Below are 25,035 nucleotides of genomic sequence, written 5' to 3'. Positions count from 1 at the left end.
CTTTACTGAAGAAGTCATTGAAAAAATTGCCATTGCAAAATAGCGTCTTTCAACTGCTGACAGCGCGCTTTATCCAGACTTTCAAGCGCTTGCGCTGTTTCACTGCGGAGCTTTGCCAGCAACGCTTTTCGCCCGAGGTCATCCGCTTTCCCTGCCATCTTATCGCGCAGTGCCGGGAGAGGCGTGTCCACACTCAGCAGCAGACGCGTTAGCGCAGCGACGGAGGTTGAAAATGCCCGGTGCGCAAAGGCAAACCCGGCCAGCTCCAGCCAGTCGTCATTATTAAGGGTAGCTTCCCAGCCATCGTCCACCGGGATCTTTTCACCGTTCCAGGCCGATAACACCCGCGCATCGCGCTGCAGACGCAGTTGCGCCTGCTCACACAACTGATGCCCCGCCTTGCTCAGCGGCAGCAACGCCATTGCGGTAAAACAGCCACTGCTGGCTTCACGATGGCTACCCATCCGCACCAGTACAAACCCGCATTGCTGCCAGAAATGCCAAAGCTCATCGGTATAGCCAAAACTCACCGACAGATAATCCTCACCGCTGGCGTTGCGAATCAGCGCCTGACCGATGCCCTCCCGCTGACGATAAGGGTGTACAGCAATACGAGTCACCCGTCTGCCTTTGAGCGTCGCCGCCAGTGGCGATCCGCCATGGGCTGCCAGAGACTGTGCCACCAGGTTCCCACGAGGACGCCGATACCCCGCCCAGACGGCGCGGCTAAGCTCGGGTGATAACCCGCCCTCATCCACCAGCCAGAGCGCCCCGGCGATATCTGAGTCTGTCCGGGCGACGGCAAAATGCTGCCCGGGCGCGTCCATCATGCGGCGTAAATCAAGCGGTGAGGTGCGATAATGAGCCGCACAGAGCAGCTCGTAAACGCCTGTCGCAAGTGCCGGTTGGCGTTCCCACGCCTCCGGTTCCAGAGAGGTCAAACGCACCTCGCCTTCCGGGCGGCGATCGAGAAGCGTATCGTCAAAAAGCAGTGCGCTGGCGACGACCCGCTCAAGCGGGCAGCCCGCAGCCCAGCGAATCGGTACAGATAAGCTGAAACGCTGCAATCCGGTAAACCGGGCACAAAATTTTAATAAGAACCCTCTCCCCGTCCCTTCGTAACCCTGAACCGTCGTGGTCAACAGCACGCGAGGAAACCGCAATACCAACTTTTCAAGTAGCGGGCCGGGGATCGCAGCGGCTTCATCGACAATTAACCAGTCAGCCTGCAATGAGGAGGCCAGAAGCACATCCGGGGCCATAAAATTGAAATGCTCTCCGGCAAAACGGGCGATAACATCCGTCGCCCCCTTCGCTGGGGCGGTGACCACTGCGCTGCCCGCAATGCGATTCAGCAACATTCCCGCCAGGGCTGACTTTCCGCGCCCGCGCGCGGCTGTGACGGCCACAATGCCAGGCGACATCCCCTCAAGCACATTGAGGATCTCAGCCTGCTCGCGTTGCGGTCCCCCGCTGGCAGGCAGCCAGTCGGGGGCATCGGGAAAAGGAGGAAGCGATAAAGGATGCCCCTGAAGCCAAACAATCGCATCGGGATCGGCGGCAACGGTCCGGCAAAAATGGCGGACAAAATGCGGAGTGGCTATCGCTTCGGCGCTGTCGCTCCAGCGCAGGGAATCGTGATCGGGATGTTCAGCCCAGTGCGCGAGCGGCGGAATCCTCAGTACCAGAAGACTTCCGGCACTCAGCGTTCCGCTCAGAGCCGCAAAAGCGGAGACATCAAACCCGGCGCTGGCGTCAAAGACAGCATGCCGGAACTCGCGTCCCAGCAGGCTACTGATGGCTTTTGATGGCTGTTCGTCCAGCCACACCCAGTCTCCAGGTAACGTCTCTCGCAGAGCCGCAGCCTGCGATAACGTCCATTGCTCATCACCGCTCAGCATCACCAGCCGACGTTGACCAGCACGCTCAAGCTCGCTGATCAGCTGTTCAAACGACGCCATTACATCGCTTTGCCGAAAGTATTACACTGCGCCGGATCGCCGCTGTCGAAACCGCGTTTAAACCAGCTGTAACGTTGTTGCGATGTACCGTGAGTGAAACTGTCCGGCACCACTCGCCCCTGGCTCTGTTGCTGGAGTCGGTCGTCGCCGATAGCCTCAGCGGCGTTTAGTGCCTCTTCAAGGTCACCGGACTCCAGAACTCCCTGCTGCTGCATGCTGTGGCCCCAGACGCCGGCAAAGCAGTCCGCCTGCAGCTCCATTTTTACCGAAAGGCGGTTAACTTCAGCCTGCGAAGCATTTTGCTGTAGCTGACGCACTTTTGGCTCAATCCCCAACAGCTTTTGCACGTGATGGCCAACTTCATGCGCAATCACGTAGCCCTGGGCAAAATCACCGTCAGCGCCAAGCTTGCGTTTCATGTCATCGTAGAAAGAGAGATCGATATAAACTGTGCCATCTGCCGGGCAGTAGAACGGCCCCATCACAGATTGACCGGTACCGCATCCGGTGCGGGTTGCACCGCGGTACATCACCAGCTTCGGTTGCTGATAGGAACGCCCCATCTTCTCGAACAACTGACCCCAGGTGTCTTCTGTTGTGGCGAGGATAACAGAGGTAAATTTGGCCGCTTCATCTTCATTTGGGCTGATGGAGCGCTGAGAATGTTGCTGCTGTTGCAACGGCTGACCGGTCATTAAACCGGTGAGATCGACCCCGTAATACCCCGCGACCAGCACCACAATCAGCAGAATGATCCCCCCCTTCCCGCTGGGTAACCGGAAGCCGGGCCCGCCCATGGAAGGACCGCCACCGCCATCACTGCGTCTGTCTTCTACATTGTCACTTTCACGACGCCCTTGCCAGCGCATAAACACCTCGAACTATTCCATTAATAATAGCTATGATCGTAGGCGGTTAACGGCAAGATTACCATAGGAAACAAAGGTAAGACGCCAAAGGATGCGAACATCCTTTGGCAACTGAGGGAGTTAGTCGAGCTTAACGCCTAAACGGTGAGCAACGGCTTCATACGCTTCGATCAGGCCACCCAGGCTCTGACGGAAACGGTCTTTGTCCATTTTATCCAGAGTTTCTTTATCCCACAGACGGCTGCCGTCTGGTGAGAACTCGTCGCCCAGCACGACTTCACCTTTGAACAGGCCAAACTCCAGCTTGAAGTCGACAAGGATCAGGCCCGCGTCATCAAACAGTTTTTTCAGCACGTCGTTGGCTTTGTAAGTCAGCTCTTTCATACGCGCCAGGTTCTCTTTATTCACCCAGCCGAAGGTTTCGCAGTAAGAATCATTGACCATCGGATCGTGCATGGCATCATTTTTCAGGAACAGGTCGAACAGCGGTGGATTCAGCTCGATACCTTCTTCAATGCCCAGACGCTTCACCAGGGAGCCCGCGGCACGGTTACGAATAACGCACTCAACCGGAACCATATCCAGCTTTTTCACCAGACACTCCGTATCGGACAGCAACGCTTCCATCTGAGTAGGGATACCCGCTTCGGCCAGCTTGGTCATAATGAAGTGGTTGAACTTGTTGTTCACCATGCCTTTACGATCGAACTGCTCAATGCGTGCGCCATCCCCTGCTGACGTATCATTGCGGAACTCGAGCACCAACAGATCCGGGTTTTCCGTGCTGTATACGGTCTTCGCTTTGCCACGATACAACTCAGCTTGCTTCTGCATCTTCATTACTCCTGGTGTGATGATTTGTGTTCAAAACTGGGGATATTATGCCACGCACACGTTTGCGTAGCACTAAAATAAAAAGGGCTGGATTAACCAGCCCTCATATTTATTTGCTGAATGCTGCCTGGAAGACAGCGACCAGCGCATCGTTCTGCGACTGGGTCAGCGTGTGACCTTTCGGATCGATAAACTGCAGACTACTGCGGTTATCGAGGTCGCCTACCTGAATCTTGTAGTCACCGGAGGCAAGCTGAGGATCTTTAGCGCCCAGTTCCTGCCATGCGCTGTCAGACAGCGGCTTATACGTTGCCGTAATGCTACCGGTTGAACGCGTGCTGTCGGTCACTTTCATGCCCACTTTTTCCAGCGTCGCTGGCAGGCGCTGCCAGGTCTGGTTAAACGGTGCACGAACGACCAGCATTGGCAGACCGGTATCATCCGCACCGCTCTGAACGTCGAACGTCACGCCGTTGCGGCTCTGCGCTGCGTTGGCGGCATCAGTCGCGGTCTTATCCAGACCCGCAGCAATCACGTTCAGCATTTCGGTACTGTAACGCTGCAGGGAGGATGCATCTGCAACCGGTTTGCCCGCCTGTTCCAGGTTCAACAGCTTAACGTTAACCGCCTGCTGATAACCTTGTGGTTTAACGGAGACTTGATAGCGACCACGGTACTGCTGATCTTCATCCAGACGGTTCCATTCGATCCAGTCGGTGGTTAACGTCTGGCTGGCGTCATCACGTTTATCAATGGTGTAGTTCTTCGACTGAATGACGCTCACCACCTGCGGCCACAGGGTGCTACCGCGCGCGCTCTCAACCATCAGAGACGCCGTATCACCCGTGAACTGAGTACGCGCCCCGTTTACCAGCGCCAGAGGCTGTGCTGGTGGACGAATATCAAGCGCTTTACCGACCAGGCCGCTGCCGTTGGTCACGGGGATATTATAATCGCCGTTCTGAATCGGCAGGATCATACCAGCCGGTGCGTGAAGTTCAGCAAGCGGGGTCGCATCCAGATAGGATTCATCACCGCTCACCTGGCGCTTGTAGCGCGAGTCTGAACTACAGGCAGCGAGCAGCATAACAAGCGAAACACTCGCAACCTTCGCCAGGCGCGACTTCTGTACTGAATAAGCCATCAAATCTCCCTAAACTTTACAGCAAACCGGCATGCTTCAGCGCTGCCTTAACGATTTCACGACCATGGTCGGTAATCGGTGTCATTGGCAGACGCAGCGTATCGGTTGCTACAAGTCCCAACTCCTTACATGCCCATTTCACAGGGATCGGATTGGGTTCGACAAATAATTTATTGTGCAACGGCATCAGACGCTGATTAATGACACGCGCTTCATCAAAGTGACCCGCTGCTGCCAGTTTGCACATTTCAGCCATATCGCGCGCCGCAACGTTTGCCGTTACGGAGATCACGCCATGACCACCGAGCTGCATAAAGTCCAGCGCGGTCGCATCATCACCACTCAACAGGATAAAGTCGTCTGAAACCAGCTCTTTGATCTGATGAACGCGGCTTAAGTTCCCTGTCGCCTCTTTAATACCGATAATATTTTTTACTTCCGCGAGACGACCGACGGTTTCCGGCAGCATATCGCAGCCAGTACGGGACGGCACATTATACAGAATTTGTGGCAAGTCAGTATGTTCAGCGATGGCTTTGAAGTGCTGGAACAAACCTTCCTGAGTAGGACGGTTGTAGTAAGGGGTTACCGTCAGACAGCCCACAATGCCGCTGTCATTAAAACGTTTGGTCAGGCTGATTGCTTCTGCGGTTGCATTAGCTCCTGTCCCCGCGATGACAGGAATACGTCCGTCAGCCAGCTCCAGGGTCAGCATGACCACATCGCCGTGCTCTTCGTGGCTCAGCGTTGCAGATTCACCGGTAGTCCCTACCGAAACGATCGCCGAGGTTCCATTGGCGACATGGTAATCAATCAGCTTCTTCATGCTTGACCGGCAGACATTACCTTTTTCATCCATCGGTGTTACAAGCGCGACAATACTTCCCGTGAACATGAGCCATCCTCTGTGCGAACAAGAGTCTCAATGGTACGTTTGGAACTGTAATAAAAGCAAGCGACCTGAGGCCCTCAGGCGGTTGTATGCATGTTTTTTTTATGCTTTCCTTAGGAAGACTTAACCATGCAAAGGAAGAACAGGTTTGACAACCTCATCACAACATTACCTGGTTATCACTGCGCTGGGTGCCGACAGGCCGGGTATCGTGAACACCATCACCCGTCACGTGAGCAGCTGCGGCTGTAATATCGAAGACAGCCGTCTGGCGATGCTGGGCGAAGAGTTCACGTTTATTATGCTGCTGTCCGGAACATGGAATGCGATTACGCTTATCGAATCTACCCTGCCACTGAAAGGTGCGGAGCTGGATTTGCTGATCGTGATGAAACGTACCACCGCGCGCCCGCGTCCGGCTATGCCGGCGACTGTCTGGGTGCAGGTTGAAGTCCCTGATTCCCCTCATCTGATTGAGCGTTTTACCGCACTGTTTGACAGCCATCAGATGAACATCGCTGAGCTCGTTTCCCGTACACAGCCGGGCGACGAGAGCGCTGTTCCCACGCTCTTTATTCAAATTACCGCACACAGCCCTGCCTCACAGGATGCGTCAAATATCGAGCAAGCGTTCAAAGCCCTCTGTACAGAATTAAACGCGCAAGGCAGTATAAGCGTCGTCAATTATTCGCAGCACGAACAGGATGGAGTTGAGTAATGAATCCACTGAAAGCCGGTGATATCGCACCGAAATTTAGCTTACCGGATCAAGACGGCGAGCAAGTAAATTTGACCGACTTCCAGGGACAGCGTGTTCTGGTCTATTTCTACCCGAAAGCCATGACCCCCGGCTGCACCGTACAGGCCTGCGGCTTACGCGACAACATGGACGAGTTGAAAAAAGTCGGCGTGGAAGTGCTGGGTATCAGCACCGATAAACCAGAAAAACTGTCACGATTTGCCGAGAAAGAGCTGCTGAACTTCACGCTGCTTTCTGACGAAGACCATCAGGTGTGCGAACAGTTCGGCGTCTGGGGCGAGAAGACATTTATGGGTAAAACCTACGACGGCATTCACCGCATCAGCTTCCTGATTGACGCTGACGGTAAAGTTGAACATGTGTTTGATGACTTCAAAACCAGCAATCACCACGATGTGGTATTGAACTGGCTGAAACAAAGTGCCTGAACGTGAGTGTCGGGTGGCGGCTTCGCCTTACCCGACCTACAAGATAAATGCAAAACGGCAACCTGGTTGCCGTTTTTAGTGTTTACGCCCTCTCCCGTGGGAGAGGGTCGGGATGAGGGCATCAGGCCGCACAAAAACTACTTGTCTTCTATCGCCGGTACATCCGGCCAGGCGTGAACCACGGCTTTAATCAGTGTTGCCAGCGGAATGGCAAAGAACACGCCCCAGAATCCCCACAACCCACCGAAAATTACCACGGATAAGATAATCACCAGCGGATGCAGGTTCACCGCCTCTGAGAACAGTACCGGCACCAGCAGATTACCATCCAGCCCTTGAATAATCAGATACACCGCGAAGCAGCTCCAGAACTCAGTCCCGAGACCAAACTGGAACAGCGCGACGCCCACAACCGGAATGGTCACCACAAACGCGCCGATATACGGAATAAGGACTGAGAGGCCAACCAGCACCGCCAGCAGCAGCGAGTAGTTCAGACCGAAGATCAGGAAGCCTATCCACGTCGCAACACCGACCACAATCATCTCCAGCACTTTGCCGCGAATGTAGTTGGTGATCTGCTGGTTCATCTCTTGCCAGACCTGTCCTGCCAGCCCGCGATTACGCGGCAAAATGCGCCTGACGGCGTTCAGCATCTGCTCTTTATCTTTGACCAGGAAGAACACCATTAACGGGACGAGCACGAGATAAACCGCCAGCGTCAGCAGCCCGACCAGGGAGGCCAGCGAGTATTTCACCACCGAATCGCCCATGGTCATGATGCGGGCGCGCATATTTTCGGCCATCGCATCAATAATCCCTGCATCCATCAGGGCTGGATAGCGACGCGGCAGCGTGGCGGCAAAATCAGAAAGTTTATTCAACATCCCCGGCATATCGCGGATCAGGTTAATTCCCTGCTGCCAGGCAACCGGCATGACAACAAACGCCATCAGCAGCAGAATGCCGACAAACAACACCAGTACGATGCTGGTCGCCCAGCGACGGGAACAGCCAATATGTTCCAGCCGCACCGTTGGCCACTCCAGCAGATACGCCAGCACAATCGCCACCAGCAGGGGCGCGAGAAGACCGCTGAAGAAGAACAGAATGCCAAATCCGGCGACCAGAATAACCAGCAAAGCAATGGCTTCCGGGTCGCTGAACCGACGCCGATACCACTGCATTAACATTTCGAGCATACAACCCTTCCCTGAATCGAATGGCAGGAGTGAGAATGTGAATTGTATCTAACTGTCACAAAAAAGACTTTCGCTTTTTGTCTCACTGTCACGATTCGCAAAAGCCTGATGAATGGGATTTTCTTCATGCTGCAACACGGCTACACTCGCAAGGCGAGCTGCGATGAACGATATGCCGGTTCATCGGTCAAATTAGCACAACCAACATACAGGACAGTGGTTATGTTCAGGCAGTTGAAAAAAACACTGGTTGCGACACTGATAACCGCACTGACGGTCGGTCAGGTGTTGCCCGCTTTTGCTGACTCGTCCGATTCATTGCCGGACATGGGCACCACAGCAGGAAGCACGCTCTCCATTGGGCAAGAGATGCAAATGGGTGATTACTATGTTCGCCAGTTGCGCGGTAGCGCCCCGCTCATCAATGACCCGTTACTTGTTCAGTACATCAACGGTCTGGGGATGCGTCTGGTTGCGCATGCCGACTCGGTAAAAACGCCCTTCCACTTCTATTTAATCAATAATGACGAAATCAACGCCTTCGCCTTCTTTGGCGGCAACGTGGTGCTGCATTCGGCATTATTCCGTTACTCCGATAACGAAAGCCAACTGGCTTCCGTTATGGCGCACGAAATTTCGCACGTCACCCAACGCCACCTGGCGCGCGCGATGGAAGACCAGAAACGTAACGCACCGCTGACCTGGGTTGGGGCGCTGGGCTCAATTCTGCTGGCGATGGCCAGCCCGCAGGCCGGGATGGCGGCATTAACCGGTACTCTGGCGGGAACGCGGCAGGGGATGATCAGCTTTACACAACAAAACGAACAGGAAGCGGACCGCATCGGGATTCAGGTGCTGCAACGTTCTGGCTTTGACCCTCAGGCCATGCCGAGCTTCCTGGAAAAACTGCTCGATCAGGCACGTTACTCTTCCCGTCCACCAGAAATTCTGCTCACCCACCCCTTACCGGAAAGCCGCCTGTCGGATGCGCGTAACCGTGCCAACCAGATGCGCCCGGTCGTGGTCCAGTCTTCGCAGGATTTCTACATGGCGAAAGTGAGAACACTGGGGATGTACAATTCCGGGCGCAACCAGCTCACCAGCGATCTGCTGGATGCCCTGGCGAAAGGCAACGTGCGTGAAAAAAACGCCGCCCAGTATGGTCAGGCGTTACAGGCGATGGAAGCCAGCAAATACGACGAGGCGCGTAAAGCGCTGCAACCCCTTCTGGCCGCCGACCCGAATAACCCGTGGTATCTCGATCTATCGACGGATATTGATCTGGGGCAGAAGAAAACCACCGATGCCATTAATCGCCTGAAAGGGGCGAAGGACGTCCGTACTAACCCGGTGCTGCAGCTTAACCTGGCGAACGCTTACTTACAGGGTGGTCAACCTGCTGAAGCGGCGACCATTCTGAACCGCTATACCTTTAATAATAAAGACGATCAAAACGGCTGGGATCTGCTCGCTCAGGCGGAAGCCCAACTGGGCAACCGCGATCAGGAGCTGGCGGCGCGTGCCGAAGGCTTTGCCCTGGTGGGGCGCCTCGACCAGGCTATTTCCGCACTCAGCAGCGCCAGCGCGCAGGTCAAACTCGGCAGCCTCCAGCAGGCCCGTTACGACGCGCGTATCGATCAGCTTCGCGGCCTGCAACAGCGCTTCAAGCCGTACGAGAAGATGTAATAAAGGAGAATTCACGTCATGACTGACGCCGTAAAAATTTACCACAACCCGCGCTGCTCCAAGAGCCGCGATACCCTGAGCCTGCTTAAGTCTAACGGTATTGACCCGGAAGTGGTGCTCTATCTCGAGACACCACCGGACGCGCAGACGATCCGCCAGCTGTTGCACATGCTGGGCATGGGCAGTGCAAGAGAGCTGATGCGCCAGAAAGAGGACCTCTATAAGTCGCTCAATCTGGATGACACCCGTCTCACTGAGGCTGAGCTTGTGCAGGCTATGGTTGAAAATCCTAAGTTGATTGAGCGCCCGATAGTCGTGGCAAACGGCCACGCACGCATTGGACGCCCACCGGAAGACGTACTCGAGATCCTCTAATCCCCCCGCCGCAGCGCGTTCAAAAACGCCTGCGGCGTGCTGTCTCCCAGTTTTTTCTGCGCTTTACCCTGGTTGTAAAATTCGCACAGCTGAATGAGCAACTCTCCGGCAGGTACACTTTTCGCGCGCGGGATAATGTCCTGTAAAGGTGCTGCAACCTGTACGGCGCTGTGTTTTTGCGCATGCACTTTTACGGCGATATCTTGCCCCGGCAGCGTTATGTCAAAACCAAAAGTCTCAATAGATTGTATAAGCGCGGGACACGCTTCAAGTAACGCCTGAACCCAGCGGGTCAGGAGCTGAGGTGATACGCCCGCGTAAAGCCGGGCAAAACACCAGCCGCTCACCGGCTCACGTGCCCACAGCAGGTGTTGCTCCCCACCATCGTCCATATGCAGCGACAAAGGCAGATGATGTAACTCCAGCTGATGCGGCACGATGCCTGCTTTCAGCGCCTTTTTACCCTGCAACGGTGCCCCCTTCTGTGTTGCCGAAGCGGGCTTCAGATAACGGTTCAGGGTCGCTCTGGAAACGGGGATCCCCAGAACGTCATTCACCAGTAACAACAACTCATCCAGCGGTGCGCCCAGTATGTCACGCAGCGTATTGACCAGAGCCACCTGTTCTTGTCTCATCGCTTTGTGTATCACTTTTGGCGTCGTATGGTTATCTGAAACCTGTTCGCGATTGCGCCAGCGCCTGACGGTGGTCACCGAGATCCCAAGCTCAACCGCAAGCTCTCTGTCGCTTTTATCAGACTGCTGGAGGTAGCGACGAATACGTGGCGTAGTCGTGGCATTGGCGTGCAGTTTAATTTCCATCGCAAAGCTCCATGAAACTAATCTCATAAGACTTATATAACATCAACGAATGCTTTGTGACCGATTTCACCTTTCGTTCGCCACGCTTCACTGATAATCCACACACATAACATAAACAACACCACTCAATCTTGTACGGAGTTCACAATGAACAATGTTCTGGGATTTCTTGAAGCAAAACTGATGCCGCTGGCGGCCAAAACGGCTCAGCAGCGTCATCTGGGTGCGATTCGCGGTGCCTACGTTTCATTCATGCCATTTATCATCGTCGGCTCTATTCTGCTGGTGATCTCGTCGTTCCCGAATCAAACCTACCAGCAGTTTATGTCTCAGGCCTTTGGTGAAAGCTGGAGTGCCATTATCGAGATCCCGTTTAATGCGGTGTTCTCGACCATGTCGCTGTTCATCAGCTTCCTGGTGGCGTTTCGCCTGGCCGAGCACTACGGCGAAGATCGCATCTCCTGCGGTATTCTGGCGCTGGTCGCTTTCCTGATCCTGACGCCCTTTATCAAAGTGGCTGAAAACGGCGGCATCACCGTGATACCCGTTGAGTGGATTGGCAGTAAAGGGCTGTTTGTGGCGATGATTGGTTCGCTGCTGTGGACGGAGCTGTTCTGCTGGCTGAAGCGCAAAAACCTGGTCATCAAAATGCCAGATGGCGTACCGCCAGCGGTGCAGGAGTCGTTCGCGGCGCTGATCCCGGCGCTACTGGTGATGATTCTGGTGCTGATTATTCGCATCGTCTTTGAAAATACCCATTACAACACCATTCACCAGTTCATTTATGAAGTCGTTGCCACTCCGGTGCGCCACTACGGCACCTCTTACTTTGGCGCACTGATGACCGTCTTCAGCATCACTATTCTGTGGTCAGTGGGCATTAACTCAGGCTCAATGATCAACGGCATTATTCGCCCGCTGTGGATGGAGAACCAGACCGACAACATCGCCGCTATCCAGGCTGGTACAACCCCGCCACACATCATCACTGAACAGTTTTTTGACATGATCTGGATGGGTGGCGCAGGAGCAACGCTGTCGCTGGTGATAGCGATGCTGATTTTCGCCCGCAGTAAAAATATGCGCGAAGTGGCCCGGCTTGGCGCAGGAGCCTCGGTGTTCAATATCAACGAGCCTATACTGTTTGGTCTGCCGGTGATCATGAACCCCATTATGCTCATTCCCTTCAACCTGGTGCCGCTGGTGCTGGTCACCGTGCAGTATGCAGCAATGAAAATTGGCGCCGTCGCCGTCACTACCGGGGTGTTTATCCCCTGGACGCTGCCTCCCGTCATCAGCGGTTTTATCGTCACCGGGCATCTCAGCGGTAGCGTCATGCAGCTTATCAACCTGCTAATTGGTGCCATGTTGTATTTGCCTTTCATGCGTATCGTGGACAAACAGTACCGCGCGGCGGAAATTGCCACCGTTACGCAATCCGACACCACCCTTGCAAAACAGGAGTAAAGCATGTGGGGAATTATCGCAACCTGGCGAATGGCGCTTGAAGGAGTAACAGAGTCTGCGTCGGCGCTGGCTGCGGGGAAACCGGTCGCTGCGGCGGTGGTGGATGCCGTAGCGACGGTCGAAGACTTTCCGCTTTATAAATCTGTCGGTTACGGCGGGTTGCCAACGGAGAACGGTGAAGTTGAGCTGGATGCTGCTTATATGGATGGCGACACGCTGGCCTTTGGCGCAGTCGGTAACCTGGTGGATATCGCCAACCCGGTACGCGTGGCCCACGCGCTGAGTCGCCAGCGCTATAACAGCCTTCTGGTTGGCCAGGGTGCTCGGGAATGGGCGCTAAGCCAGGGTTTTGCCAACAAAACCATGCTCACCGACCGTGCAATGCAGCATTACCGCAAACGCTGCCGGGAGACGCTGGATAAGGGCCTGAGTCCCTATGATGGCCACGATACCGTCGGCATTATCGGCCTCGATAAACAGGGTTCGATGAGCGTCGCAACCTCCACCAGCGGGCTGTTTATGAAAAAGCGGGGGCGGATTGGTGATTCACCAATAATTGGCTCCGGGTTTTACTGCGACAGTGAAACCGGTGCAGCCACCGCCACGGGCGTCGGTGAAGATCTGATGAAAGGCTGTACCAGCTATGAAATCGTTCGTCGTATGGCGCAGGGAATGTCGCCGCAGCAGGCTGCCGACTCGGTCGTCTTTGAGCTGGAGGACAGACTTATGTCGCGCTTCGGTCGTGTGGGCGATCTTTCCGTCGTTTGCATGAACAACAAGGGCGAATTTGGCGCTGCGACCAACATCAAAACGTTCTCGTTCGTGGTTGCTACCGCTCGCCAGCCACTTACCGTGTTTCGCACCGAGCGCCTTCATGAGAAGACACATTATCAGGCCGTGGATGAGGAATGGATGCAGGCTTACGCAGCGCGGATCCGCGCGCCGATTGAGGAACAATGATGATTACATATCAGCTTATTACTGCGCTTTCAGATGCGAAGCCGCAGAGCCATTTAATCGCCCGCACCACCTGCAACCTGCTGCCAGAGACAGCGCTTATCGCCGAGATGCGCGACCCTGATTGCGTCACGGACACCCGCTTTGGCTGCGCACCTTTTGCCCGAATCACCCTGCTACCGGATGCGCTCTGGCACGATAGTCTAACCGAAGAATTACTCACGGCGCTGCGCCCACTCCTGGCCTCACCCGCCAGTCCTGATGTGGTACTGGACGTCACGGATATCAACGACGTTGTGCTGGCGCAAGTACTGCGTTTTCTCTTTAATCATGCGCACAGGCTCAGCGACTTAAAGCTAAAGAAAACCCACGAATCAGCGGTACGTCTACAGCATATAACCGCTCTTTGTTTGCCGGAGCAGCAGGACAGACTCGAGGCTATTTTCCACCAGCAGCAGGCCATTGCCCATGGCATGGTGGCCGCACGGCGTCTGGCGGATATGCCATCCGATCGCTGCACGCCTGAGTATGTAGTGGAAGAGGCGCAAAAACGGTGTGCCGACTTCCCCGCCCTGCGATGTGAAGTACTCAATGAAACACAAATCATTGAACAAGGTCTGGGGCTGTTGCACGCCGTGGGCAAAGGGGCATCCTGTCCGCCACGCCTGCTGGCAATTCACTATGACGGAGTCACTGATGGCCCGGTGCGCTGCTACGTGGGTAAAGGCATTACGTTTGATACCGGTGGCTTGTGGCTGAAAGAAGGCGCGGGCATGTATACCATGAAGTATGACATGTGCGGGGCGGCAAACGTGCTGGGGCTGATGCTGACCGTCGCAGAGCTGGCGCTGCCCGTACGCATCATGGGCGTACTGGCGCTGGCGGAAAATGCCATCGGTCCCGATGCCATGCAACCTGGTACGGTAGCACGCGCCTGCAACGGCACTACGGTTGAAATCAACAACACCGATGCCGAAGGCCGACTGGTACTGGCAGATGCGATTGCCTGGGCCAGTAAGCAGCATCCGCAGGCGCGCTATATCATTGATATGGCGACACTCACTGGCGCAGTGGTCAAAGCGCTGGGGTATGAACTGAGCGGATTGATGACGCAGGATGAGCCACTGCGTCAGGCGCTTACCCGTGCGGGTAAGCAGAGCGGCGATGAAGTCTGGTCTCTACCGCTGGATGTCCGGCTGAAAAAGCAGACCGACAGCGCCATCGCCGATCTCTGCAATACACCAGGCAATAACGCGGCAATCAGCGCCTCCGCGGCATGGCTGCTACATCACTTTTGTCCACCAACGATCCCGTGGGCGCATCTGGATATCAGCGGTACGGCGCTGTGGCGTGAAAGCGGGCGAAGCGTGGCATCGGGCAGACCGATTCCGCTGCTCGTGGAGCACTTACTGGGCGATCGTTAACCGCCCCGGACGAGCAAACTTAAAGCTTGAGGATATCTTTCACAAACGGAATAGTCAGCTTGCGCTGGGCGGTAATGGAGGCGCGATCGAGCTGATCGAGCGTATCAAAAAGGGTACGCATTTCACGATCCAGCCGCTTGAGCAGAAAACGGCCCACGTCTTCCGGCAGCTCAAATCCACGCTGCTTTGCGCGCAGTTGTAACGCCTGGAGCTTGTCTTCATCCGACAGCGGCTGGAGCTTATAGATTTGCCCCCAGTCCAGACGGGAAGCCAGATCCGGCAGCCCCAGATTGAGCTGGCGTGGCGGACGATCGCCGGTGATCAGCAGCCGGGTTTTGCCCGACTCCAGAATGCGGTTGTAGAGGTTAAAAATCGCCATTTCCCACGGCTCATCCCCCGCCACGCATTCGATATTATCAATGCAGACCAGTGAGAGATGTTCCATTCCCTCCATCACTTCAGGCACAAACCAGGTACGTTTATCCAGTGGCACATAGCCTACCGCATCACCACGCGCAGAAAGCTCCGCACAGGCGGCATGCAGCAGGTGACTGCGCCCCGCGCCTTCGCGTGACCAGATATAGATGTATCCGCTGTGTTCCTGACGCAGCACGTTTTGCAGTGCAGCCAGTAAAGAGGGGTTATCACCCGGCCAGAAACTCGCGAAAGTTTCGTCGTCAGGGAGATAAAGTGGCAGAGAGAGCTGTGCCGGTCCGTTCAGAAGTACCTCAACCAGATCTTACATAAAATCGGAACGGAGTTTAACACGGAACCTGCAAGGAGAGAACCGGGCGGATCGCCCGCCCGGTTTTACGATCAATGTGACGCTTTTTCGCTTTCGTCGGCGTCCAGCACCACCTCTTCCGGGCGGATCACGGAAATCAGCTTGAAAATCAAGCTCAGGCCCACGCCAACGATGGTCGCCAGCGCCATGCCTTTCAGCTCGGCCGCACCGATGTGTACCTTGGCACCACTCACGCCGATGATCAGGATAACGGAAGTCAGGATCAGGTTCTGCGCTTTGCTGTAATCCACTTTGGATTCAATCAGCACACGAATACCAGACGCTCCGATTACCCCATAAAGCAGCAGAGAAACACCGCCCATCACCGGTACCGGGATGATCTGGATCGCCGCCGCCAGTTTGCCCACACAAGACAGCAGGATAGCAATGATGGCCGCACCGCCGATAACCCAGGTACTGTAGACACGGGTAATGGCCATCACACCAATGTTCTCACCGTAAGTGGTGTTTGGCGTAGAACCGAAGAAACCGGAGATAATGGTAGAGAAGCCGTTAGCAAACATAGAACGGTGCAGACCCGGGTCGCGGATCAGATCGCGTTTCACGATATTTGCCGTCACCACCAGGTGACCAACGTGCTCAGCAATCACCACCAGCGCCGCAGGCAGGATAGTGAAGATAGCAAACCATTCAAAGCGTGGTGTATAGAAGGTTGGCAGGGCAAACCAGTGCGCCTGGGCAATTGGCGTGGTATCGACAACACCCATCATAAAGGAGAGCGCATAACCCGCCAGCACCCCGATCAGGATCGGGATAATCGCCATGAAACCGCGGAACAGCACGGAGCCAAACACCGTTACGCCCAGCGTCACCAGAGAAATGATAATGGTTTTGGAATCCGGTGACTGACCGTCAGCAGGCAGTAAACCGGCCATATTCGCTGCCACACCGGCCAGTTCCAGACCGATAACGGCAACGATTGCGCCCATCGCCGCAGGCGGGAACATCACGTCCAGCCAGCCCGTACCGGCTTTCTTCACAATGAAGGACACCACGCAGAATAGCACGCCACACATGATAAAGCCGCCCAACGCAACTTCGTACCCCAGCGGTAGCAGCAACAGGACCGGAGAAATAAAGGCGAAACTCGATCCCAGATACGCCGGGATTTTGCCTTTACAGATAAAGAGGTACAACAGCGTCCCGATACCGTTGAACAGCAGTACGGTAGCCGGGTTAATGTGAAACAGGATTGGCACCAGCACGGTTGCGCCAAACATAGCGAACAGGTGCTGCAAACTAAGCGGGATAGTCTGTAAAAGCGGCGGTCTTTCACTCACCCCGATAGCACGGCGCGTCATAGTGTTTTCCTCTGAGTAGTATTGTTGGTGTTTTATTCAAAAAAAAGCCGACTATCAAAGTCGGCTTATTTATCGTTATTCGATTACTTAGTACCAAAAATCTTATCGCCGGCATCGCCAAGCCCTGGGATGATGTACCCGTGCTCATTCAGCCCCTGGTCGATAGATGCGGTATACAGTTCAACGTCCGGGTGTGCTTTTTCCAGCGCCGAGATACCTTCCGGTGCCGCAACCAGCACCAGCACTTTAATGCTGCTGCAGCCCGCTTTTTTCAGCAGGTCAATGGTGGCAATCATAGAACCGCCGGTTGCCAGCATTGGGTCAACCACCAGCGCCATACGCTCGTCGATGTTAGACACCAGCTTCTGGAAGTAAGGAACCGGCTCCAGCGTCTCTTCATTACGGTAGATACCGACGACGCTGATACGCGCACTTGGCACGTGCTCCAGCACACCTTCCATCATGCCAAGACCGGCACGCAGAATAGGCACAACGGTAATTTTCTTACCTTTGATCTGTTCAACCTGCACCGGGCCGTTCCAGCCTTCGATGGTCACTTTTTCCGTTTCCAGATCAGAGGTTGCTTCGTAGGTCAGCAGGCTGCCCACTTCAGAAGCCAGTTCGCGAAAACGCTTCGTGCTGATGTCATGCTCACGCATCAGGCCCAACTTGTGTTTAACGAGTGGGTGTTTCACTTCCACAATCTTCATTCTCTTTCTCCTCTGAGGTGGCATCCGCAAAAAAATCGCGGGATTATACCGCTTTTTTCGGATTAGGCCATACCCATCTTGCTTGACAGCGATCAAGCAAAGATAAAAAAACCGGAGGTATATCTCCGGCTTGAGTGCGAGGTTCTGCCCGGTGGCGCTACGCTTACGCGGGCCTACGGAAAGTGTAGGTCGGGTAAGCGTTAGCGCCACCCGACAATTACAGGTTATCGCCGTTGCTCGCAATCACCTGCTTATACCAGTCGAACGACTTTTTCCTACTGCGGTTCAGCGTGCCGTTCCCTTCGTTATCTTTATCGACAAAGATAAAGCCATAGCGTTTTTTCATTTCGCCCGTACCCGCAGAAACGAGGTCAATACAGCCCCACGGGGTATACCCCATCAGGTCAACGCCATCCTCAACCACCGCTTTTTTCATTTCACGGATGTGTGCGGCAAGGTAGTCAATACGGTACTGGTCGTTCACCGTACCGTCGCTCTCCTGCACGTCAATAGCACCAAAACCGTTCTCAACGATGAACAGCGGCAACTGGTAGTGATCCCAGAACCAGTTCAGGGAGTAACGCAGCCCAACCGGGTCAATCTGCCAGCCCCAGTCGGATTTCTGCACATATGGGTTGGAGACCAGGCTCTTGCTCTCATCGTAATCCAGTTGCGGGTTGTCCGCCGTCGCTTTGGTGGCGAAGGACATGTAATAGCTGAAACCGATGTAGTCCACACATCCCTGCTTCAGTGCGGCTTTATCTTCTTCAGTAATATCCAGAGCAAAGCCACGACGCTCAAAGTAGTTGAGCAGATGCTGCGGATACTTGCCGCGTACGTGAACGTCAGTGAACCAGTAGCGACGATGCATGGCGTTCATTGCCATCATCATGTCGTCTGGCGCGCAGGTCAGCGGATAAATCGGGCACATGGCAATCATGCAGCCGATTTGCAGCGACGGGTTAATCTCACGCCCTGCTTTTACCGCCAGTGCACTGGCCACCAGCTCATAGTGCGCGGCCTGGAACATCACCGGCTCACGGTCTTCGCCCGGCTCATACTTCAACCCAGAGTTGGTAAACGGCGCAAAGTCTTCGTGGAAGTTCGCCTGATTGTTGATCTCGTTAAAGGTCATCCAGTACTTCACTTTGTGTTGATAGCGCTGGAAAACCACTTTTGAGAAACGGACAAAGAAATCGATCAATTTACGGTTACGCCAGCCGCCGTATTCGGTGACCAGATGGAACGGCATCTCGAAGTGCGAGAGCGTGATGACCGGCTCGATGCCGTGCTTCAGGCACTCGTCGAACAGATCGTCATAGAATTTCAGGCCAGCCTCGTTAGGTTCCAGCTCATCCCCTTTCGGGAAGATCCGCGTCCAGGCTATCGAAGTGCGGAAGCATTTGAACCCCATCTCGGCAAAGAGTTTGATGTCTTCTTTATAACGATGGTAGAAGTCGATGGCTTCATGGTTAGGGTAATTTTTCCCCTGCAACACGCCGTTGGTGATTTCACGCGGCACGCCATGCGCGCCCGCGGTCATGACATCGGCAACGCTAACGCCTTTTCCACCCTCTTTCCAGCCCCCTTCCAGCTGATGCGCCGCAACCGCACCACCCCACAGAAAACCTTCTTTAAATCCTGACATTCTCTTTCCCTCATTCTGCGTTATTTTCTGCAAAAACAATTACAGAAACCGGTTTCATCTGAATGATGTGCAAAGGTGATTCCTGTTGCAAGGAGAAAACCGAAACCGGTTTCATTTTCGTGAACAGACTCAAGTTTGGACACATTGGCAGGCCACACAGAAAAAAAAATCGTCTCACCGAGAATAGGCTCGCAAACGTTTGCCTGGACTGTTAGAATTGCGCCGATTTTTCTTACTAGCTATGCAATCGCGTGGGGACTTGAGCCGTGACCAACAAAACTTCTCTCAGCTACAAAGATGCCGGTGTTGATATTGACGCAGGTAATGCGCTGGTTGACCGAATCAAAGGTGTGGTGAAAAAAACCCGCCGCCCGGAAGTGATGGGTGGTCTGGGTGGATTCGGCGCACTGTGCGCGCTGCCGCAAAAATATCGTGAACCTGTTCTGGTCTCGGGTACTGATGGTGTAGGTACAAAACTGCGCCTGGCGATGGATTTAAAACGTCATGACACGATCGGTATCGATCTGGTCGCGATGTGTGTGAATGACCTGGTCGTTCAGGGTGCTGAACCACTGTTCTTCCTCGATTATTACGCGACCGGCAAACTGGACGTGGATACTGCAGCCAGCGTGATTAACGGTATTGCCGAAGGGTGTCTGCAGTCAGGCTGCGCGCTGGTTGGCGGTGAAACCGCAGAAATGCCAGGCATGTATCACGGCGAAGATTATGACGTCGCTGGTTTCTGCGTCGGCGTGGTAGAAAAATCAGAAATTATCGACGGCAGCAAAGTGGCTGATGGTGATGTCCTGATCGCTCTGGCATCCAGCGGCCCGCACTCTAACGGCTACTCTCTGGTACGTAAAATCCTCGAAGTCAGCGGTTGCGACCCACAGACCACTGAACTGGATGGCAAACCGCTTGCCGATCACCTGCTGGCTCCAACCCGCATTTACGTGAAAAACGTGCTGGAACTGATCGAGAACGTCGACGTTCACGCCATTGCCCACCTGACCGGTGGCGGCTTCTGGGAAAACATCCCGCGCGTTCTGCCGGACAACACCCAGGCCGTGATCGACGAATCCTCCTGGCAGTGGCCGTCCGTGTTTAACTGGCTGCAAACCGCAGGCAACGTCAGCTCTCACGAAATGTACCGTACCTTTAACTGCGGCGTGGGCATGATTATCGCCCTGCCAGCAAGCGAAGCGGATAAAGCGGTTAAACTGCTGACAGAGAAAGGTGAAAACGCGTGGAAAATCGGTACTATTAAAGCTTCCGATTCCGAACAACGTGTGGTCATTGAATGAAAAACATCGTGGTGCTCATTTCCGGCAACGGAAGCAATTTGCAGGCAATAATTGACGCCTGCAAACAGAAGAAGATCAATGGCACCATTCGGGCAGTATTCAGCAACAAGGCCGACGCGTTCGGCCTTGAGCGTGCCCGGGAAGCGAGTATTCCCGCGCACGCGCTGGAAGCCAGCCAGTTCGCAGGGCGTGAAGCCTTTGACCGCGAGCTGGTTCAGGAAATTGATGCCTATGCGCCTGATGTCGTGGTGCTGGCGGGCTATATGCGTATCCTGAGCCCGGCTTTTGTTGAGCACTATGCCGGACGCCTGCTGAATATCCACCCTTCTTTGCTGCCGAAGTATCCTGGCTTGCACACCCATCGTCAGGTTCTGGAAAACGGCGATGAAGAGCATGGTACCTCCGTGCATTTCGTTACCGACGAACTGGATGGTGGCCCGGTGATCCTGCAGGCGAAAGTGCCGGTCTTTGACGGCGATAACGAAGAAGACGTGACCGAGCGCGTACAGACCCAGGAACACGCCATTTATCCGCTGGTGGTAAGCTGGTTTGTGGACGGGCGTCTGGAGATGCGCGATGGCGCTGCCTGGCTCGACGGCGTGAAGTTACCCCCGCAGGGTTATGCGGCCGAAGAGTAGTGTGTTATGTCGGGTGGCGCTACGCTTACCCGACCTACAAATTGCATTACCCGATATTCCCTTCTCCAACCCTCTAAAATTCCCAACAAAAAAAATAACTGTCATACTTTTCTGGCACTGTTGGACATATCGTGGAAATGCTCGCCATAATAAGGACGAGACGGATTTACCACGTCCTGTGATTGAACTGGAGTGTGAGCTGTAATGGGTCAGGAAAAGTTATATATCGAGAAAGAGCTAAGCTGGTTAGCATTCAACGAACGTGTACTCCAGGAAGCGGCTGACAAAAGTAACCCGCTGATCGAGCGCATGCGTTTTTTGGGTATTTACTCCAACAATCTGGATGAGTTCTACAAGGTTCGTTTTGCCGAGCTGAAACGGCGAATCATCATCAGCGAAGAACAGGGCTTAAACTCTCACTCGCGGCATCTGTTGGGCAAAATCCAGTCCCGCGTGTTGAAAGCCGATCAGGAATTTGACGGCCTGTATAACGAACTGCTGCTGGAAATGGCACGCAATCAAATCTTCCTGATTAACGAACGACAGCTTTCCGTTAACCAACAAAACTGGCTGCGCCATTACTTCAAACAGTATCTGCGTCAGCACATCACCCCGATTCTGATCAACCGTGAAACCGACCTGGTGCAGTTCCTGAAAGATGACTACACCTACCTGGCAGTGGAAATTATCCGCGGTGATTCGATCCGCTACGCGCTGCTTGAGATCCCGTCCGACAAGGTGCCACGGTTTGTGAACCTGCCGCCGGAAACCCCGCGCAGACGCAAACCGATGATCCTGCTGGATAACATCCTGCGCTACTGTCTGGACGACATCTTCAAAGGCTTCTTCGATTACGATGCGTTAAACGCCTATTCCATGAAGATGACCCGTGACGCCGAATATGACCTGGTGCACGAGATGGAAGCCAGCCTGATGGAGCTGATGTCGTCCAGCCTGAAACAGCGCCTGACGGCCGAGCCGGTGCGCTTTGTTTATCAGCGCGATATGCCGGACGCCATGGTGGAGATGCTGCGCGAGAAGCTGACCATCTCGCGCTATGACTCCATTGTGCCGGGTGGCCGTTACCACAACTTTAAAGACTTTATTGGCTTCCCGAACGTCGGCAAAGCCAATCTGGTGAACAAGCCGCTGCCGCGCCTGCGCCATCTGTGGTTCGACAAATTCCGCAACGGATTCGACGCGATTCGCGAACGTGACGTCCTGCTCTACTATCCGTATCACACGTTTGAACACGTGCTGGAACTGCTGCGCCAGGCCTCCTTCGACCCGAGCGTGCTGGCAATCAAAATCAACATCTACCGCGTGGCCAAAGATTCACGCATCATCGATGCAATGATCCATGCCGCGCACAACGGTAAGAAAGTGACCGTGGTCGTTGAGTTGCAGGCCCGTTTCGACGAAGAAGCCAACATTCACTGGGCTCGTCGTCTGACGGAAGCTGGCGTTCACGTTATTTTCTCTGCTCCAGGCCTGAAAATTCACGCCAAGCTGTTCCTGATCTCCCGTAAAGAGGGTGACGACGTGGTGCGTTATGCCCACATCGGTACCGGGAACTTCAACGAGAAAACCGCACGAATTTATACTGACTACTCGCTGCTGACCGCTGATGCCCGCATCACAAACGAGGTACGCAGAGTATTTAACTTTATTGAGAACCCATACCGCCCGGTGAATTTCGATTATCTGCTGGTCTCGCCGCAGAACTCGCGCCGTCTGCTGTACGATATGATCGATAAAGAGATCGCTAATGCTCAGAAAGGGTTGTCATCCGGCATCACGCTGAAGCTCAACAATCTGGTCGACAAAGGGCTGGTTGACCGCCTGTACGCGGCGTCCAGTTCCGGTGTGCCGGTAAACCTGCTGATCCGCGGCATGTGCTCCCTGATCCCTGAACTGGAAGGCATCAGCGACAATATTCGCGTTATCAGCATTGTTGACCGTTACCTGGAACATGATCGCGTCTATATTTTCGATAATGCGGGTGACAAACAGGTTTACCTCTCTTCGGCAGACTGGATGACGCGCAATATTGACTACCGAATTGAAGTCGCGGCACCGCTGCTGGATCCGCGACTGAAGCAGCAGATCCTCGATATCATCGAGATTCTGTTCAGCGATACGGTGAAAGCACGCTATATCGACAAAGAACTCAGTAACCGCTATGTACCGCGCGGCAACCGCCGTAAAGTGCGGTCGCAACTGGCGATTTACGACTATATCAAATCACTCGAGCAACCCGATTAACCTATGCCGATAAATGATAAGACCCCACGCCCGCAGGAATTTGCCGCGGTCGATCTTGGTTCTAACAGTTTCCACATGGTCATCGCCCGTGAGGTGGATGGCGCGTTGCAGATCATTGGTCGTCTGAAGCAGCGTGTACACCTGGCGGACGGTCTTGATGAACGCAGCATGCTTAGCGAAGAGGCAATGGAGCGCGGCCTGAACTGCCTGTCGCTGTTTGCTGAACGTCTGCAGGGCTTCTCGCCTTCCAGCGTGTGCATCGTGGGTACTCACACGCTGCGCCAGGCACTGAACGCGCCTGAATTTCTCAAGCGGGCAGAAAAAGTGATCCCCTACCCAATTGAGATCATCTCCGGTAACGAGGAAGCGCGTCTGATTTTCATGGGGGTTGAGCACACCCAGCCGGAAAAGGGGCGCAAGCTGGTGATCGACATTGGCGGCGGTTCAACTGAGCTGGTGATCGGTGAAGACTTTGAGCCACGTCTGGTGGAAAGCCGTCGCATGGGTTGCGTCAGCTTCGCGCAGATGTATTTCCCGGGTGGCACCATCACCCGTGAAAACTTCCAGCGGGCGCGTATGGCCGCTATCCAGAAACTGGAAAACCTGGCCTGGCAGTACCGTATTCAGGGCTGGAATGTGGCGCTGGGCGCGTCGGGTACCATCAAAGCGGCCCATGAAGTGCTGCTGGCGATGGGCGAGAAAGACGGGTTTATCACGCCTGAACGCCTGACATTGCTGACTGAAGAAGTGCTGAAGCATAAAAGTTTTGACGCCTTGAGCCTCCCGGGTCTTTCCGATGAGCGTAAAGCGGTGTTTGTGCCGGGTCTGGCTATCCTCTGCGGTGTGTTTGATGCGCTGGCCATCAAGGAGCTGCGTCTTTCTGACGGCGCCCTGCGTGAAGGTGTGCTGTATGAGATGGAAGGCCGTTTCCGCCATCAGGATATTCGCAGCCGCACTGCACAAAGCCTGGCAAACCAGTACAACATCGATCGTGAGCAGGCAAAGCGTGTGCTGGAAACGACCGTTCAGATGTACGACCAATGGCAGGAACAGAACCCTAAGCTGGCGCATCCACAGCTTGCCGCCCTGCTGAAATGGGCTGCCATGTTACATGAAGTGGGGCTGAACATTAACCACAGCGGGATGCATCGCCACTCGGCTTATATTCTGCAAAACAGCGATCTGCCAGGCTTCAACCAGGAGCAGCAGACCATGATGGCCACCCTGGTACGTTATCACCGCAAAGCCATCAAGCTTGACGACCTGCCCCGCTTCACACTGTTTAAGAAAAAGCAGTTCCTGCCGCTTATTCAGCTCCTGCGTTTGGGCGTGCTGCTTAATAATCAGCGTCAGGCCACCACCACACCGCCAACACTGAAGCTGAAAACCGACGATCACCACTGGACGCTGAGCTTCCCGCACGACTGGTTTAGCCAGAACGCGCTGGTTCTACTGGACCTGGAAAAAGAGCAGCAGTACTGGGAAGCCGTCACCGGCTGGCTACTCAAAATTGAAGAAGAAAGTGCCGACGTCGCTGCGTAACG

22 protein-coding genes are annotated in these 25,035 nt (G+C 54.6%); 11 read left to right on the top strand and 11 right to left on the bottom strand.

All coding sequences use genetic code 11. From position 1 onward, the window contains the following. Window positions 1–14 precede the first annotated feature (14 nt). The 5 genes from WB237_RS00615 to dapA all read right to left on the bottom strand — a co-directional run bounded on the left by WB237_RS00615 (window position 15) and on the right by dapA (window position 5,703). Window positions 15–1,961, bottom strand: a complete 1,947-nt coding sequence (locus WB237_RS00615; RefSeq protein ID WP_336209410.1) for a tRNA(Met) cytidine acetyltransferase TmcA — start codon at window positions 1,959–1,961, stop codon at window positions 15–17. Then, the gene (ypfJ, locus tag WB237_RS00610) at window positions 1,961–2,830 is read right to left on the bottom strand and encodes a KPN_02809 family neutral zinc metallopeptidase (protein ID WP_114977810.1); all 870 of its coding nucleotides are present in this window, start codon (window positions 2,828–2,830) and stop codon (window positions 1,961–1,963) included. The genes WB237_RS00615 and ypfJ overlap by 1 nt, the downstream gene beginning before the upstream one ends. A gap of 120 nt (window positions 2,831–2,950) precedes the next feature. Further along, window positions 2,951–3,664 (bottom strand): phosphoribosylaminoimidazolesuccinocarboxamide synthase, encoded by a 714-nt coding sequence (gene purC, locus WB237_RS00605; protein ID WP_008501631.1) that lies wholly within the window; start codon window positions 3,662–3,664, stop codon window positions 2,951–2,953. Between the two features lie 109 nt (window positions 3,665–3,773). Next, window positions 3,774–4,808: an outer membrane protein assembly factor BamC gene (bamC, locus tag WB237_RS00600; protein WP_028016136.1), complete on the bottom strand. Its 1,035-nt coding sequence runs from the start codon at window positions 4,806–4,808 to the stop codon at window positions 3,774–3,776. A 16-nt stretch (window positions 4,809–4,824) separates the two neighbouring features. Continuing rightward, window positions 4,825–5,703 carry a 4-hydroxy-tetrahydrodipicolinate synthase gene (gene dapA / locus WB237_RS00595; RefSeq protein ID WP_049007810.1) on the bottom strand — a complete coding sequence of 293 codons (879 nt, stop codon included), beginning with the start codon at window positions 5,701–5,703 and terminating at the stop codon, window positions 4,825–4,827. 145 nt (window positions 5,704–5,848) lie between these two features. Here dapA and WB237_RS00590 point away from each other — a divergent pair, with 145 nt between their 5' ends. After that, window positions 5,849–6,418 (top strand): glycine cleavage system transcriptional repressor, encoded by a 570-nt coding sequence (locus WB237_RS00590; protein ID WP_028016134.1) that lies wholly within the window; start codon window positions 5,849–5,851, stop codon window positions 6,416–6,418. Beyond that, a complete protein-coding gene (gene bcp, locus WB237_RS00585) occupies window positions 6,418–6,888 on the top strand; it encodes a thioredoxin-dependent thiol peroxidase (protein WP_014171119.1) in 471 nt (156 codons plus the stop codon). The genes WB237_RS00590 and bcp overlap by 1 nt, the downstream gene beginning before the upstream one ends. Before the next feature lie 137 nt (window positions 6,889–7,025). Here bcp and WB237_RS00580 read toward each other — a convergent pair whose 3' ends face one another. After that, the gene (locus tag WB237_RS00580) at window positions 7,026–8,090 is read right to left on the bottom strand and encodes an AI-2E family transporter (protein ID WP_114977550.1); all 1,065 of its coding nucleotides are present in this window, start codon (window positions 8,088–8,090) and stop codon (window positions 7,026–7,028) included. Window positions 8,091–8,312: 222 nt separating this feature from the next. On the opposite strand from WB237_RS00580, the gene bepA reads away from it, so the two are divergent. Both bepA and arsC read left to right on the top strand, forming a co-directional pair. Further along, complete coding sequence (gene bepA, locus WB237_RS00575; RefSeq protein WP_336209402.1) at window positions 8,313–9,776, top strand: beta-barrel assembly-enhancing protease; 1,464 nt, start codon at window positions 8,313–8,315, stop codon at window positions 9,774–9,776. Between the two features lie 18 nt (window positions 9,777–9,794). After that, window positions 9,795–10,151, top strand: coding sequence for an arsenate reductase (glutaredoxin) (gene arsC / locus WB237_RS00570; protein WP_129995225.1), 357 nt, complete (start codon window positions 9,795–9,797; stop codon window positions 10,149–10,151). Here the strand turns inward: arsC and WB237_RS00565 are convergent. After that, window positions 10,148–10,972 (bottom strand): XRE family transcriptional regulator, encoded by an 825-nt coding sequence (locus WB237_RS00565; protein WP_336209399.1) that lies wholly within the window; start codon window positions 10,970–10,972, stop codon window positions 10,148–10,150. The genes arsC and WB237_RS00565 overlap by 4 nt on opposite strands. 147 nt (window positions 10,973–11,119) lie before the next feature. Here WB237_RS00565 and celB point away from each other — a divergent pair, with 147 nt between their 5' ends. From celB to WB237_RS00550, 3 genes are read left to right on the top strand one after another with little or no spacing between them, the layout of a single operon-like run. After that, window positions 11,120–12,439 carry a PTS cellobiose transporter subunit IIC gene (celB, locus tag WB237_RS00560; RefSeq protein WP_208594490.1) on the top strand — a complete coding sequence of 440 codons (1,320 nt, stop codon included), beginning with the start codon at window positions 11,120–11,122 and terminating at the stop codon, window positions 12,437–12,439. 3 nt (window positions 12,440–12,442) lie between these two features. Next, window positions 12,443–13,399 carry a N(4)-(beta-N-acetylglucosaminyl)-L-asparaginase gene (locus WB237_RS00555; protein ID WP_028016128.1) on the top strand — a complete coding sequence of 319 codons (957 nt, stop codon included), beginning with the start codon at window positions 12,443–12,445 and terminating at the stop codon, window positions 13,397–13,399. Then, window positions 13,399–14,820, top strand: a complete 1,422-nt coding sequence (locus WB237_RS00550) for a leucyl aminopeptidase family protein (protein WP_336213430.1) — start codon at window positions 13,399–13,401, stop codon at window positions 14,818–14,820. The genes WB237_RS00555 and WB237_RS00550 overlap by 1 nt, the downstream gene beginning before the upstream one ends. 19 nt (window positions 14,821–14,839) lie before the next feature. Here WB237_RS00550 and WB237_RS00545 read toward each other — a convergent pair whose 3' ends face one another. The 4 genes from WB237_RS00545 to WB237_RS00530 form a co-directional block, all read right to left on the bottom strand. After that, entirely contained in the window at window positions 14,840–15,541 is a 702-nt protein-coding gene (locus WB237_RS00545) for a DnaA inactivator Hda (RefSeq protein ID WP_218064865.1), read from the bottom strand. Between the two features lie 95 nt (window positions 15,542–15,636). Continuing rightward, entirely contained in the window at window positions 15,637–16,926 is a 1,290-nt protein-coding gene (gene uraA, locus WB237_RS00540; protein ID WP_049007806.1) for a uracil permease, read from the bottom strand. A gap of 83 nt (window positions 16,927–17,009) precedes the next feature. Next, complete coding sequence (upp, locus tag WB237_RS00535; RefSeq protein ID WP_088204565.1) at window positions 17,010–17,636, bottom strand: uracil phosphoribosyltransferase; 627 nt, start codon at window positions 17,634–17,636, stop codon at window positions 17,010–17,012. Window positions 17,637–17,853: 217 nt separating this feature from the next. Then, window positions 17,854–19,284 carry a 6-phospho-beta-glucosidase gene (locus WB237_RS00530; RefSeq protein WP_336209392.1) on the bottom strand — a complete coding sequence of 477 codons (1,431 nt, stop codon included), beginning with the start codon at window positions 19,282–19,284 and terminating at the stop codon, window positions 17,854–17,856. 266 nt (window positions 19,285–19,550) lie between these two features. Here WB237_RS00530 and purM point away from each other — a divergent pair, with 266 nt between their 5' ends. From purM to ppx, 4 genes are all read left to right on the top strand, one after another. Continuing rightward, the gene (gene purM, locus WB237_RS00525; protein ID WP_237993693.1) at window positions 19,551–20,588 is read left to right on the top strand and encodes a phosphoribosylformylglycinamidine cyclo-ligase; all 1,038 of its coding nucleotides are present in this window, start codon (window positions 19,551–19,553) and stop codon (window positions 20,586–20,588) included. Then, entirely contained in the window at window positions 20,585–21,226 is a 642-nt protein-coding gene (gene purN, locus WB237_RS00520) for a phosphoribosylglycinamide formyltransferase (RefSeq protein WP_336209387.1), read from the top strand. Before purM ends, purN begins: the two co-directional genes overlap by 4 nt. Window positions 21,227–21,430: 204 nt before the next feature. After that, on the top strand, window positions 21,431–23,491 hold the full coding sequence (gene ppk1, locus WB237_RS00515) for a polyphosphate kinase 1 (RefSeq protein ID WP_336209385.1): 2,061 nt from the start codon (window positions 21,431–21,433) through the stop codon (window positions 23,489–23,491). 3 nt (window positions 23,492–23,494) lie between these two features. Continuing rightward, window positions 23,495–25,033: an exopolyphosphatase gene (gene ppx, locus WB237_RS00510; RefSeq protein WP_114977538.1), complete on the top strand. Its 1,539-nt coding sequence runs from the start codon at window positions 23,495–23,497 to the stop codon at window positions 25,031–25,033. The last annotated feature ends 2 nt before the right edge of the window (window positions 25,034–25,035 follow it).

It is taken from the genome of Enterobacter sp. P82 (assembly GCF_037053385.1).
In the GTDB taxonomy this organism is placed as follows: Bacteria; Pseudomonadota; Gammaproteobacteria; order Enterobacterales; family Enterobacteriaceae; genus Enterobacter.
Note: the sequence above shows the minus strand (reverse complement) of the source record. Positions and strands in the feature narration are given on the sequence as shown.

Bases quoted from the DNA above. Each gene is read 5' to 3' on its own strand.
- ppk1 (WP_336209385.1), top strand. From the start codon at position 21,431: ATGGGTCAGGAAAAGTTATATATCGAGAAAGAGCTAAGCTGGTTAGCA.
- WB237_RS00550 (WP_336213430.1), top strand. From the start codon at position 13,399: ATGATTACATATCAGCTTATTACTGCGCTTTCAGATGCGAAGCCGCAG.
- WB237_RS00580 (WP_114977550.1), bottom strand. From the start codon at position 8,090: ATGCTCGAAATGTTAATGCAGTGGTATCGGCGTCGGTTCAGCGACCCG.
- WB237_RS00565 (WP_336209399.1), bottom strand. From the start codon at position 10,972: ATGGAAATTAAACTGCACGCCAATGCCACGACTACGCCACGTATTCGT.
- bamC (WP_028016136.1), bottom strand. From the start codon at position 4,808: ATGGCTTATTCAGTACAGAAGTCGCGCCTGGCGAAGGTTGCGAGTGTT.
- purC (WP_008501631.1), bottom strand. From the start codon at position 3,664: ATGCAGAAGCAAGCTGAGTTGTATCGTGGCAAAGCGAAGACCGTATAC.
- uraA (WP_049007806.1), bottom strand. From the start codon at position 16,926: ATGACGCGCCGTGCTATCGGGGTGAGTGAAAGACCGCCGCTTTTACAG.
- purN (WP_336209387.1), top strand. From the start codon at position 20,585: ATGAAAAACATCGTGGTGCTCATTTCCGGCAACGGAAGCAATTTGCAG.
- ypfJ (WP_114977810.1), bottom strand. From the start codon at position 2,830: ATGCGCTGGCAAGGGCGTCGTGAAAGTGACAATGTAGAAGACAGACGC.
- WB237_RS00555 (WP_028016128.1), top strand. From the start codon at position 12,443: ATGTGGGGAATTATCGCAACCTGGCGAATGGCGCTTGAAGGAGTAACA.
- celB (WP_208594490.1), top strand. From the start codon at position 11,120: ATGAACAATGTTCTGGGATTTCTTGAAGCAAAACTGATGCCGCTGGCG.
- dapA (WP_049007810.1), bottom strand. From the start codon at position 5,703: ATGTTCACGGGAAGTATTGTCGCGCTTGTAACACCGATGGATGAAAAA.
- arsC (WP_129995225.1), top strand. From the start codon at position 9,795: ATGACTGACGCCGTAAAAATTTACCACAACCCGCGCTGCTCCAAGAGC.
- ppx (WP_114977538.1), top strand. From the start codon at position 23,495: ATGCCGATAAATGATAAGACCCCACGCCCGCAGGAATTTGCCGCGGTC.
- bcp (WP_014171119.1), top strand. From the start codon at position 6,418: ATGAATCCACTGAAAGCCGGTGATATCGCACCGAAATTTAGCTTACCG.
- bepA (WP_336209402.1), top strand. From the start codon at position 8,313: ATGTTCAGGCAGTTGAAAAAAACACTGGTTGCGACACTGATAACCGCA.
- WB237_RS00530 (WP_336209392.1), bottom strand. From the start codon at position 19,284: ATGTCAGGATTTAAAGAAGGTTTTCTGTGGGGTGGTGCGGTTGCGGCG.
- upp (WP_088204565.1), bottom strand. From the start codon at position 17,636: ATGAAGATTGTGGAAGTGAAACACCCACTCGTTAAACACAAGTTGGGC.
- WB237_RS00615 (WP_336209410.1), bottom strand. From the start codon at position 1,961: ATGGCGTCGTTTGAACAGCTGATCAGCGAGCTTGAGCGTGCTGGTCAA.